This is a genomic window from Ameyamaea chiangmaiensis, assembly GCF_013376175.1.
Classification (GTDB): Bacteria; Pseudomonadota; Alphaproteobacteria; order Acetobacterales; family Acetobacteraceae; genus Ameyamaea; species Ameyamaea chiangmaiensis.
This window is the reverse complement of the sequence record NZ_JABXXR010000090.1, coordinates 1-11,686: the sequence shown is the minus strand read 5'-3', so window position 1 is coordinate 11,686 and position 11,686 is coordinate 1. Positions and strand designations below refer to the sequence as shown.

10 protein-coding genes are annotated in these 11,686 nt (G+C 66.5%); 5 read left to right on the top strand and 5 right to left on the bottom strand.

The genetic code is table 11. The annotated features are described in order from the left end of the window. From HUK82_RS11110 to HUK82_RS11100, 3 genes are all read right to left on the bottom strand, one after another. Positions 1-794 (bottom strand): DNA-methyltransferase (locus HUK82_RS11110; RefSeq protein ID WP_176614018.1); only part of this gene is annotated, 794 nt, incomplete at its 3' end. Then, the gene (locus HUK82_RS11105; RefSeq protein ID WP_176614017.1) at positions 791-1,468 is read right to left on the bottom strand and encodes a ribonuclease HII; all 678 of its coding nucleotides are present in this window, start codon (positions 1,466-1,468) and stop codon (positions 791-793) included. The genes HUK82_RS11110 and HUK82_RS11105, both read right to left, overlap by 4 nt. 181 nt (positions 1,469-1,649) lie before the next feature. Then, complete coding sequence (locus HUK82_RS11100; RefSeq protein WP_176614016.1) at positions 1,650-1,952, bottom strand: CsbD family protein; 303 nt, start codon at positions 1,950-1,952, stop codon at positions 1,650-1,652. Positions 1,953-2,128: 176 nt separating this feature from the next. Between HUK82_RS11100 and HUK82_RS11095 the strand changes: the two genes are divergently transcribed. From HUK82_RS11095 to ade, 3 genes are all read left to right on the top strand, one after another. After that, complete coding sequence (locus HUK82_RS11095) at positions 2,129-3,553, top strand: MFS transporter (RefSeq protein WP_246495198.1); 1,425 nt, start codon at positions 2,129-2,131, stop codon at positions 3,551-3,553. A gap of 209 nt (positions 3,554-3,762) precedes the next feature. Next, entirely contained in the window at positions 3,763-7,056 is a 3,294-nt protein-coding gene (locus HUK82_RS11090; protein ID WP_176614014.1) for an efflux RND transporter permease subunit, read from the top strand. Between the two features lie 89 nt (positions 7,057-7,145). Further along, a complete protein-coding gene (ade, locus tag HUK82_RS11085) occupies positions 7,146-8,852 on the top strand; it encodes an adenine deaminase (RefSeq protein WP_212647865.1) in 1,707 nt (568 codons plus the stop codon). A 10-nt stretch (positions 8,853-8,862) separates the two neighbouring features. Here ade and HUK82_RS11080 read toward each other — a convergent pair whose 3' ends face one another. Next, positions 8,863-9,285, bottom strand: a complete 423-nt coding sequence (locus HUK82_RS11080; RefSeq protein WP_176614012.1) for a baeRF12 domain-containing protein — start codon at positions 9,283-9,285, stop codon at positions 8,863-8,865. A 104-nt stretch (positions 9,286-9,389) separates the two neighbouring features. After that, positions 9,390-9,791 carry a cytidine deaminase gene (cdd, locus tag HUK82_RS11075; protein WP_176614011.1) on the bottom strand — a complete coding sequence of 134 codons (402 nt, stop codon included), beginning with the start codon at positions 9,789-9,791 and terminating at the stop codon, positions 9,390-9,392. 105 nt (positions 9,792-9,896) lie between these two features. Between cdd and lysA the strand changes: the two genes are divergently transcribed. Beyond that, positions 9,897-11,237 carry a diaminopimelate decarboxylase gene (lysA, locus tag HUK82_RS11070; RefSeq protein WP_176614010.1) on the top strand — a complete coding sequence of 447 codons (1,341 nt, stop codon included), beginning with the start codon at positions 9,897-9,899 and terminating at the stop codon, positions 11,235-11,237. 28 nt (positions 11,238-11,265) lie between these two features. Next, a partial coding sequence (locus tag HUK82_RS11065) for a DUF4175 family protein (protein WP_176614009.1) occupies positions 11,266-11,686 on the top strand: 421 nt, incomplete at its 3' end.

Here is an 11,686-nt window from a genome sequence, read left to right as displayed (position 1 = left end):
CTGTCGATGGCGATCGGACGCTCGCGCCGCGCGCGTCCGATCGCTGCCTCCGCGTAGTCGGGGTGGCGCTCGATCCCGATGAAGCGGCGGCGCAGACGACGGGCGACGGCGGTCGTCGTCCCGGTCCCCGCAAAGGGGTCGAGCACGACATCGTCGACCCCGGTCGAGGCAACCAGCACACGGTGCAGCAGGCTCTCGGGCTTCTGGGTCGGATGCAGCTTCAGCCCATGCTCGTTGCGCAGCCGCTCGTTCCCCGTGCACAGGGGCAGGTACCAGTCCGAGCGCATCTGCACATCGTCGTTGAGCGCCTTCATCGCCTGATAATTGAAGCGATAGCGGCTGTCCGGCGATCGCGCGGCCCAGATCAGCGTCTCGTGCGCGTTGGTGAAGCGCCGCCCACGGAAATTGGGCATCGGGTTGGATTTACGCCAGATAATGTCGTTCAGGATCCAGAATCCCAGATCCTGCAGGATCGCGCCGATCCGAAAGATATTGTGGTACGACCCGATCACCCACAGCGTGCCGTCCTTGCGCAAAAGCCGCCGCGCCTCTCCGAGCCATGCCCGGGTGAAGCGATCATACTCCTGAAGATCGGTGAACTTGTCCCAGTCGTCGTCGACGCCGTCGACCAGTGATTCGTCCGGCCGGCGCAGTTCGCCGCGCAGCTGAAGATTGTAGGGTGGATCGGCAAAGACGCAGTCGATCGACGCGCTGGGCAGCATGCTCATCATCTCGACGCACTCACCACGCAGGATCTGGTCGAGAGGGAGCTCCATATGATGCGCGCCGCTCATGCCGCGTCCGCCGACACGTGCGACGTCGGGCGGCACGTGGCAACGGAACGTCGCAGAACACCCCCGGCGGCCAGACACGCTTTGACCGGTGCGAAGGAGCGCCGATGGTGAACGGTAACCCCATGCTCAAGCATGGCCTGACGATGACCGGCAGTGGGATAGCCCGCGTTCCGTCCCCACCCGTACGCGCCGAAACGCCGGTCGAGACGCGTCATCAGCCGGTCGCGGGTGACCTTGGCGACGATGGAGGCGGCCGCGATCGACACGCTGGCACCATCCCCGCCCACGATCGCCCGTGCGGCACATGGCAGGTCGCGCGGCACGAGATTTCCGTCGACCAGCACCATGTCCGGCCGCACGCGCAGACGCGCGACGGCGCGCACCATCGCGATATGGGACGCGCGCAGGATGTTGTGGGTATCGATTTCCGGCACCGAGGCTGCTGCCAGACCGATGACCACATCCGGATTATCGATCAGGGCGTCGTAGGCACGCTGGCGTGCGCGGGCGGTCAGCACCTTGGAGTCATCGAGCAGGGTGATGATCGCGTCCGGCACCGCGCCGGCGAACATGACGGCGGCCGCGACGACCGGCCCCGCCAGAGGACCGCGCCCGACTTCGTCGACGCCGGCAACCCGGCCACCATGCGCCCGCTCATGAGAAAAATCCGGCATCCACTCTTCCCGACCCTGGGCGCGGCGGCGCGGCTGGTGCCGCCCCGCATCGCCCGACTCGGGTTCTGGCCACGCTTACCCCCTGAGCGAGGCAAGCGAATCAACCCGAGTCGCCGAGTCGCTTGTGAATCAAACGCCGGATTTTGAAAAGAGTCCGGCCGAAAAAATTCGGCCGGAGCGGTCAGCCCTTGCGACGCGGAAAGAACAGCCAGCCCAGCAGGATGCCGGCTACGGCGACCACGCCGAGCGACGCGAGCGGACGGTCCTTCACCAAAGCCACGGCCTGTTCCAGACGGCTGTTGCCCTCGTCATACAGGTCGGCGAATTCCTGGCGCGCAACGCCCGCGAGCTGGTCGAACTTTCCCTCGGCCTGCAGGCCGATGTCCCCGGCCAGACCGCCGACGCCGTCTTTCACGCGGCCCTTCACTTCATCCATGAAGCCCTGCGCCCTCTGCGCGGTGGTATCGATTTTGTCGTCAGCCATGTGTCTTCCTCCCTCAAATGGGTGATACCCGTGTGAACGGTGCGGCACTGTTTCCGGTTCCCCGTCCCCTTGCAGGATGGGATAAAAAACTGTCACTGGGAAACACCATGTCGCAGAGCGCCCCCACGGCCGGACGATCGCCGCCGAACGCTGACGTGACCGTCGGTGTCGCGCGCATGACCCTGTCGATGCGCCGGACGGCCCTGATTCTGGCCAGTGCGATGTTCATGGAACAGCTCGACGGGACCGTGCTGGCCACCGCCCTGCCCTCCATGGCGCACAGCTTCGGCGTCGATCCGCTGCACACCAGCATTGCACTGACCGCCTATATGGTGGCGCTGGCCGTGTTCATTCCCGCCTCCGGGCCCGTCGCGGACCGTTTCGGAAGCCGCACGACCTTGATGGCGGCCATCCTGATTTTCCTCGGCGGTTCGGTCCTGTGCGCGCAGGCGGACTCGCTGTCGGCACTGACCTTCGCCCGGGTGCTTCAGGGGATGGGCGGCGCCATGATGGTTCCGGTCGGGCGACTGGTACTGCTGCGCACCGTGCCCAAGCCGCTGATGATCACCGCCATGGCGTGGATGATCACCCCGGCGTCGATCGCGCCGCTGGTCGGGCCGCTGGTCGGCGGCGCGCTGACGACGTGGCTGTCGTGGCGCTGGATTTTCTACGTCAACGTGCCGGTCGCGGTTGTGGGCCTTCTGATGACCTGGTGGTTCATCCCGCAGATCCGCGAGAGCCGGCCGGTGCCATTTGACGTCCGGGGGCAATGCCTGTTCGGCATCGGGCTGGGCAGTTTCGTGCTGCTGCTCGAACTCGCCGGCCGCGGCGATACGCAGGGGCGGACGCTGCTGGAACTGCTGGGCCTCTGCCTGGGCTGCATGGTTCTCTACGCCCGTCATGCGACGGTCACGGCCGCGCCGGCGGTCGACCTCAGCCTGATGCGGATCGCCACTTTTCGGATCTCGTTCCTTGCCGGCGGGTTCTCACGCGTGACGGTGGGCGCCATGCCGTTTCTGGTGCCCTCGTTCCTGCAGCTCGGGTTTCACATCTCGGCGTTCCAGAGCGGGCTCGTGACCTTCGCGGCGCCGGTCGGCGCGATGGTCACCCGCTCGGGCGCCAGACGGCTGTTCCACCGGTTCGGCTTTCGCCGCGTCCTGATCGTCAACGGCGTGCTGACCGGCGCGGCGTGCTTGGCCATCACGGCGTTCCGCCCCGGCTGGCCACCCGCGTCGCTGAGCGGATTGCTGCTGTTGATGGGCGGTCTGCAGGCCCTGCAGTTCATGGGCTACAACACGATCGCCTATGCCGATGTGCCGCAGGCCCGGATGAGTGCCGCGACAAGCCTGTATAGCACGCTCCAGCAAACCACGTTGTCGCTCGGCGTATGTCTGGCGGCCGCCACGCTGGCGATCACCCGCGCCCTGCGCCATCACGCGTCCAGCACGCCCGGGGATTTCTCGGTGGGTTTCCTCGTCGCGGGTTTGGTGGCCCTGCTGGCCGCCCCCACGGCCGCGCTTCTCTCGCCACGCGCGGGCGCCGAACTCAGCGGACATGCGGCGCGGACCCAGCGGGAGCAGCCGACATCCGATTCACATTGAGAATATTTTAATCCGGGCCATCCCCTGATCGTACCAGCATGCGCGCGCCAGTGCGGGACGTCGCAACACTCCGTTAATTGCGATCTTTCCGTTCCGCATGGCAGGAGAGACACCCTGCCCGTATAACGACGCCACACGAACATGCCCGCGAAGGATGGCCCCCGCATGAGAACCGCCGCGTCCCGCCCGCCCCGTCATAAGGGCCGCCGGTGAACCCCTCGCGTCTTTTCATCCAGCGACCGGTCGCCACATCGCTTCTGGCGCTCGCCATGCTGATCGCCGGTATCGTGGGCTATCGCTCCCTGCCCGTCTCCGATCTGCCGAATGTAGACTTTCCCGTGATCATGGTGATGGCACGGCAGGCGGGCGGCACGCCGGAAGAAATCGCCAGCACGGTCGCAGCACCGCTTGAGCGTCATCTGGGCGCCATTGCCGACGTGACGGAGATGACCTCGGAATCGACACAGAACCAGGCGCGGATCATGCTCCAGTTCGACCTGTCGCGCGATATCAACGGCGCGGCACGCGATGTCGAGGCGGCCCTTCAGGCCGCGCATGCTGACCTGCCAACCACGCTTCGGCAAAATCCTAGCTATTTCAAGGCCAATCCAAACGGCGCACCAATCCTGATCATGGCGCTGACCTCACCCACGCGGACATCGGCGCAGCTGTATGACCTGGCTGAAAACGTCCTGATGCAGCAATTGTCGCAGGTCTCGGGCGTGGGCGAGGTGGAGGTCGGTGGCAGTGCGTTGCCGGCAGTGCGCGTCGATCTCAATCCGCTCAAACTCTTCGCCTACGGCATCGGTTTCGAGGATATCCGCGCCGCGCTGAATTCGGCCAACGCGCATACCCCCAAGGGCTTCATCGAGCAGAACGGAACGCGTTTCGAACTCGACACCAACGACCAGGCGACGAACGCACAGGCGTACCGCGATCTCGTCGTTGCTTATCACAACAGTCGCGCCGTACGACTCAGCGATGTCTCGACCGTAACCGACAGCGTCGAGGACCTGCGCAATGCCGGGTTCTTCGGCAGTCAGCGAGCGGTCATCGCCGTGGTCTTTCCGCAGGCAGGCGCAAACGTCATTCACACGGTCGACCAGATCAAGGCCAAGATGCCGTTGATCCGCTCCGCCCTGCCGCCGGACGTTGCTGTGCATGAAGCGCTGGACCGTTCCCTGACCATCCGCGCGGCGCTGCAGGACACGCAGTCCACGTTGGTCATGTCGATTATCCTGGTCGTACTTGTCGTGCTGTTCTTCTTGCGCTCGGGGCGATCGACCCTGATCCCGGCTATCGTGGTGCCGACGTCGATCGTCGCCACCTTCGCGGTCATGGCGCTGCTGGGCTACTCGCTCGACAACATGTCACTGATGGCCCTGACGGTCTCGACAGGCTTTGTGGTCGACGACGCGATCGTCGTGCTCGAAAACATCAGCCGCTATATCGAGGAGGGGCTGCCACTGCGCGAGGCGACGTTGCGCGGCGCCCAGGAGGTCGCGTTCACGGTCGTCTCGATCTCCGTCTCGCTCATTGCCGTGTTTCTGCCGATCCTGCTGATGGGGGGGGTCCCGGGGCGGCTGTTCCACGAATTCGCCATGACCATGTCGACGACGATCCTCGTCTCGCTGGTGCTGTCGCTGACCCTGACGCCGATGATGTGTTCGGTGTTTCTGGCACGCGTGCACACTCTGCCCGATCCGCGCAGTCTGCGCGGGCGCGTACATTTCGGCATCGAACGCTTTCTGGACGCCACACTGCGCAGCTACGAGCACTCTCTGAACGCGGCACTGCGCCATCGCCGGCTGGTGGCGCTGTCGCTGCCGTTCACGGTCGTCCTGACGATCGCCCTGTTCGTCAAACTGCCGAAAGGCTTTTTCCCGACCGAGGACACCGGGATGCTCATGGGCCATCTGATGGGCGACCAGTCGATCTCGTTCCAGTCGATGGAAAAGAAGATGCGCTACACCCAGCAGCAGATTCTCAAGGATCCGGACGTCGCCTCGGTCGCCGGCTTCATCGGTGGGCGCGGCTCGTCCAATCAGGCCAATCTGTTCGTCCAGCTAAAGGACAAGTCGATTCGGCACGACGCGGTGCCCGATACGATGGCGCGCATCGACAAAAGCCTGTCGAACATGGTCGGTGCCCAGTTCTTCGCGATGGAACCGGGCGCGATACGGGTCGGCGCGCGCGGGGGCAATGCTGCGTATCAGTACACGCTGGAGGGCGATTCATCGGCCGAACTGTTTGAGTGGACGCCGCGGCTGGTCTCGCAGTTGCAGAAATATCCCCAGTTCCGCAACGTGTCGTCGGATCTTCAGGAAGGTGGCTCGGCACTGGCCGTGGCCATCAACCGCGACCAGTCGGCGCGTGTCTCGGTCACGCCGCAGTTGGTCTCGCAGGCCGTGTATGACGCATATGGCCAGCGTTCCGCGTCGGTCATCTACAACGCGTTGAACCAGTATCACGTGGTCATGGGCGTCGGTCCCATGTTCTGGAGCGATCCCTCCTCGCTGCACCAGATGTGGGTCAGTACCTCGGGCGGGACCGCCAGCGGGGCGACAGCCTCCAACACCATCCGCGTGGGCACGACATCGACCGCGACCAGCAGCGACAGCCAGAGTGAGGCGTCCTACCGCAACCAGATCCAGAACGCGCTGGCGGGCGGCTCGAACACCTCCAGCGGGTCGGCCGTGTCGACGTCATCGTCCACCATGGTACCTCTGAGTTTCGTCTCGACCATCCGGCCGGTCACGACGGCGCTGAACGTCAATCATCAGGGTCAGTCGGTGGCCGCGACGATCTCGTTCAATCTGGCACCGGGCATATCGCTGAGTGATATCGGGCCGCTGATCGAACAGGCGTCCGTCGCCATCCATCTGCCCAAGACCGTACACGGCGAATTTGCCGGTAATGCCCGCCAGTTCCAGCAGTCGTCCAACAGCACCATTATCCTGATCGTCGCGGCACTCGCGGCGGTGTACATGACGCTGGGTATCCTGTACGAAAGCTACGTCCACCCGCTGACGATCCTCTCGACGCTGCCGTCGGCCGGGGTGGGGGCGCTGCTGGCGCTGGCGCTCTTCGGCGAGGAATTCTCGCTGATGGCGATGATCGGGGTGATCCTGCTGATCGGCATCGTGAAGAAGAACGCGATCATGCTGGTCGATTTCGCCATTGCTGCCCAGCGAAACGAGGGACTGTCACCGCTGGAAGCCATTCACCGCGCCTGCCTGCTGCGCTTTCGTCCGATCATGATGACGTCGCTGGCTGCGGCACTGGGCGCCGTGCCACTGATGATCGGCAGCGGCTATGGCAATGAACTGCGTCGCCCATTGGGCATCGCCATTGTCGGCGGCCTGATGGTCAGTCAGGCCCTGACACTCTACACTACACCCGTGATCTATCTGTATCTCGAACGGTTCGGCGTATGGGCCCGCTCCGCGCTGCGGCGCGTTCGCCTGCCCCGCGGCCCACATACCGTCACCGAAAACAGCTGATCGCCGCACAGGTTCGGGACCCGGGCCCGAACCTGTGCCAGTGTGGCGCGCTCTACTCCGATGATGACCACAACGGACGTGAATACGCCATGATACCAGCCGCCCTCCTTCAGCGCCGCATCGATCAGGGCCAGGGACGCACGCGCGCCGATCTGGTCATTCGCAACGTGCAGCTTCTCGATCTCGTCACAGGCGACCTTCTGCCCGGCGATATCGCGATCACGGGCGATACGATCGTCGGCACGCTGGGCGCCTACGACGGCGTGGCCGAGATCGACGGTCGCGGCCGCGTGGCCGTTCCCGGCTTCATCGACACGCATCTGCACGTCGAATCGTCCATGGTCACGCCGTTCGAGTTCGAGCGTCATGTGCTGCCGCTGGGCGTCACGACCGCGATCTGCGACCCGCATGAGATGGCCAACGTGCTGGGCACGGCCGCGCTGGATTATTTTCTGGCCAGCAGCGAGCGCATGGTCATGGATCTGCGCGTCGCCCTGCCGAGCTGCGTCCCGGCCACGACGCTGGAAACCGCGGGCGCGAGCCTCGGCTCCTCCGATCTTCTGCCCTATCGCACCCATCCAAAAGTCATCGGCCTGGCCGAGTTCATGAACTTTCCCGGCGTGCTCGGCGGCGATCCGTGGTGCCTGGAAAAACTGGAGTATTTCGTCGACGGGCATATCGACGGTCATGCCCCGCTTCTGCGTGGCAGCGCGCTCAATGCCTACATCGCGGCCGGCATCCGGACCGACCATGAGGCGACCAGCGCCGACGAAGCGCTGGAAAAGGTTCGCAAGGGTATGACGGTCCTGATCCGCGAAGGATCGGTCTGCAAGGATCTCGATGCCCTGACCCCCCTGCTAACCCCCCAGACATCGCCCTTCTTCGCGTTCTGCACCGATGACCGCAACCCGTGCGAGATCGAGGAGGAAGGCCATCTCGACTATCTCGTCCGCCGCGCGATCGCCAATGGCGTGGAGCCGGTCGCGGCATACCGTGCCGCAACCCTCAGCGCGGCCACCGCCTTCGGCCTGACCGATCGGGGCATGATCGCGCCGGGGCGACGCGCCGATATCGTGCTTTTGGACGACCTGCACGCATGCCGGGTGAGCGAAGTCGTCTGCGCGGGCCGTCCGGTCACACCCGCACTGTTCGCCACACGCGAGACGCCGCCGCTCGCGGCTCTGGGCAACACGGTGCATCTGGACCGGCCGATCTCCGCGCACGATCTTGCGGTGCGGGACGGGCGTCGCACCCGCCCGGTCATCGGGATCATCCCGGGCCAGATCATCACCGAAAACCTGGCCCTGTCCCTGCCGACGCGGGCCGGCGCGGTCGTCGCCGATCCCGGGCAGGACATCAGCAAGGTGTGCGTGGTCGAACGCCATGGCCGTCTGGGCTCGATCGGGCGCGGATTCGTGCGCGGGTTCGGCCTGCGCACCGGCGCGCTGGCGTCGTCCGTCGGGCACGACAGCCACAATATCTGCGTGATCGGACAGGATGACGGGGACATGGCGCTGGCGGTCAACCGCCTGTCGCAGATCGGCGGCGGCCTGGTCGTGGTGCGCGACGGCCGCGTGATGGCCGAGTTCCCGCTGCCGATCGCGGGCCTGATGAGCGACCAGCCGTTCGCGCACGTCAGCGCGGCACTCACGGCCCTCGGCGCGGCGGCGCACGAGCTGGGCGTGACCCTGCCGCAGCCGTTCCTTCAGCTGGCCTTTCTCGCCCTGCCGGTGATCCCGCACCTCAAGATCACCGACAAGGGTCTTGTGGACGTCGACACGATGACCTTCGTCTGAAGGCCGCCGATCAGCCCGCCAGACGCCAACCCGTGGCGGGCCGGTCGAAATGCGCCAGCAGATCGGCATCGGGAGTGTTGACCAGATCCTTGTCCAGAGTCTGGAGAACCATTCCCGTCACCGACCTCGACACTTCCTCGCGGATGTCGTGCAGCGCATGGCCCGGGGCGGACAGCACCAGCCCGGCCAGGTCGCTGTCGGCGGCGAACGCCGCGTCGATGGCCTTGGCCAGATCACGGGTGAAATGTTCCTTGAGCTGCACGTGAATGTCGGTGCGCGGCGCCTTGATGCCGCCGACCTCGGCCTCGGCATTCGTCTCGGGGCTTTTCAGACCGAACGACTGCGTCGTGCGCAGGCCGGTCCCGTCGAAACGCAGGAATCGTGCCTTTTCCCCGTCGGCTACCACATAGAGAACGGGCTCTCGCGTTGCCATGTCTGCTCCTCTGGCTCTGGTTCGCAGCCCGCGTCACCCCCGGAGGACTGAACAGGCACGCAGGTCAGAACGTCCCGCGCGTGGGAAAGATCGCCTTCCGCCCCTCAGACCCCAAGGTTTTCGGGCCCGAACGAGTCCGGCAAAAGCTCGGCCAGCGTGCGCACCAGCAGGAGACGCCCGGTATCGTCCACCATGCTGATCCGTGTCGCGGGGGCTGCGAATTCACGCAGCTTCTGGCGGCAGCCGCCGCAAGGGGTACAGGGGGCGGTCCCCTCTCCCGCGATTACGACCTCGGTCACGACGCGGCCGCCTGCGGCCACCATGGCGCTCAGCGCACCTCCTTCGGCGCAGATCCCCTGCGGATAGGCCGCGTTTTCCATGTTGCAGCCACTGAACAGCGCGCCCTCGGCCGTGCGGAGCGCCGCGCCGACAAGGAAGCGCGAATAGGGCGCGTAGGCATGGGCCCGTACACGCACCGCCTCCGCGATCAGGTGGGGATCGGTCATCGTCGTCTCCTACGTTGGTCTGCGAGGCGTAAAGCCGCGCCACAAGGCTGACAAGATCGCGTCTGCGCACTTGGAACGGACCGCGGCCGCGTCTAGTCTCGCGCGATGGACACCCTGCCCTCCCTGACCTCTGCCGATCCCGACACGCGCGCGCTGCTCGCCGCGCGCCCCGCCCTGCGCATGAACGCCGTCGACGGTCTGCTGTTCGAGGGCGTGCCGTTGAACGCCATCGCCGATGCGCTGGGCACCCCCACCTGGGTCATGGGGGCGGGAACGCTACGGATCCGCGTCGGACGGCTACGCGCGGCGATCGCGGCGTCCGGACTGCCGATCGCCATTCATTACGCGATGAAGGCGAACGATCACCTCGCCGTATTGCGCGTGCTGGCGCGCGAGGGTGTCGGAGCGGACATCGTCAGCGGCGGCGAACTGGCGCGCGCCCGTGCGGCCGGGATCGACGCGCGGCACATCGTCTTCTCTGGCGTCGGCAAGAGCGACGATGAACTGCGCGCAGCCCTGGTCGCCGGGGTCGCCCAGATCAATGTCGAGAGCGCGGAGGAACTGGACCAGCTCTCGGCCATTGCCGCTGGAATGGGCGTGACTGCGCGCGTGACGCTGCGCGTCAATCCCGACGTCGACGCGGGCACGCACGCCAAGATCACCACCGGTCTGGCGGACAATAAGTTCGGCGTCGCGTGGGGCGATGCCGCCGCGCTCTATGCCCGGGCCGCCGGCCTGCCAGGCATCGAACCCGTGGGCTTCTCAACCCATATCGGCAGCCAGATCCTGACGCCCGCGCCGTTCCGGGCTGCCTATGCACGCGTCGCGGACCTTGTGCGGATCGTGCGCGCGCAGGGCCATGCCGTCTCGACCGTGGATTGCGGCGGCGGTCTGGGCATTGCCTATCGGGACGAGACCGAGGGATCGCCCGAAGCCTTCATCGGGGCGATCGGCGCGGAACTTGGCGCCCTCGACGTACGGCTGGCGATCGAGCCGGGACGCTGGATCGCCGGACCGGCCGGGGTGCTGCTGACCAGCGTGATCCTGCGCAAGGCGCCAGGCGAGGGCACCGCCCTGCCGTTCCTGGTCACCGACGCCGCGATGAACGACCTCGCGCGCCCCAGCCTGTACGAGGCATGGCACGGCATCGTGCCCCTGTCGCCCCGCGTGGCGCTGGGACCGCTGGAGCAGGCCCATGTCGTGGGCCCGGTGTGCGAAAGCGGCGACACCTTCGCCCGCGATCGCGCCTTGCCGATCATCGAGCGCGGCGACCGGCTGGCGGTCCTCGACACAGGCGCGTACGGCGCGGTGATGAGTTCCACCTACAACGCCCGCCCGCTGGCCGCGCAGGCGATGGTCGACGACGGGCGCTGGGCCACGATCCGTGCCCGCCAGCCGGTCGAGGCCCTGTGGGATGCCGAGCGCCAGCCGGACTGGCTGGCCTGACGATGCGAGTCGCGCGGACGAGGGCCCCATGAGCGGTACTCGGCCGCCGCTGCTCGCGTCCCCGTCGCCGGGGACGACGGCTCTGCCGCGCGACCTTCCGGCGGTCAGGCGCAGGGCCCGCTATGTGCTGCTGGTCGAAGGCGCGGTGCCGGCGCTGCTCGCCCCGGTGGGCCTGATCGGGGCGTATGCGCTGGCCGGGCTTCTGCGTCTTCCGCAACGCCTGCCGGATGGGCTCCACGCCGTAGTGCTGGCAGCGACACTCGGCACCGCCGGCGTTCTGGCCTGGCGCGGCCTGCGCCGCCTTGACCGCCCGGATCCCTCGGCACTGGATCGGCGCATCGAACAGGCCTCCGGCCTGCGTCACCGCCCGTTACAAACCCTGGCCGACGCCCCGGTCGCGACGGGCGACACCGCCGTCTGGACGACGCATCTGGCCCGCGTGGAGGCCG

Coding starts and splice junctions, on each gene's coding strand:
- HUK82_RS11100 (WP_176614016.1), bottom strand. CDS start 1,952: ATGGCTGACGACAAAATCGATACCACCGCGCAGAGGGCGCAGGGCTTC.
- ade (WP_212647865.1), top strand. CDS start 7,146: ATGATACCAGCCGCCCTCCTTCAGCGCCGCATCGATCAGGGCCAGGGA.
- HUK82_RS11080 (WP_176614012.1), bottom strand. CDS start 9,285: ATGGCAACGCGAGAGCCCGTTCTCTATGTGGTAGCCGACGGGGAAAAG.
- lysA (WP_176614010.1), top strand. CDS start 9,897: ATGGACACCCTGCCCTCCCTGACCTCTGCCGATCCCGACACGCGCGCG.
- cdd (WP_176614011.1), bottom strand. CDS start 9,791: ATGACCGATCCCCACCTGATCGCGGAGGCGGTGCGTGTACGGGCCCAT.
- HUK82_RS11095 (WP_246495198.1), top strand. CDS start 2,129: ATGACCCTGTCGATGCGCCGGACGGCCCTGATTCTGGCCAGTGCGATG.
- HUK82_RS11105 (WP_176614017.1), bottom strand. CDS start 1,468: ATGCCGGATTTTTCTCATGAGCGGGCGCATGGTGGCCGGGTTGCCGGC.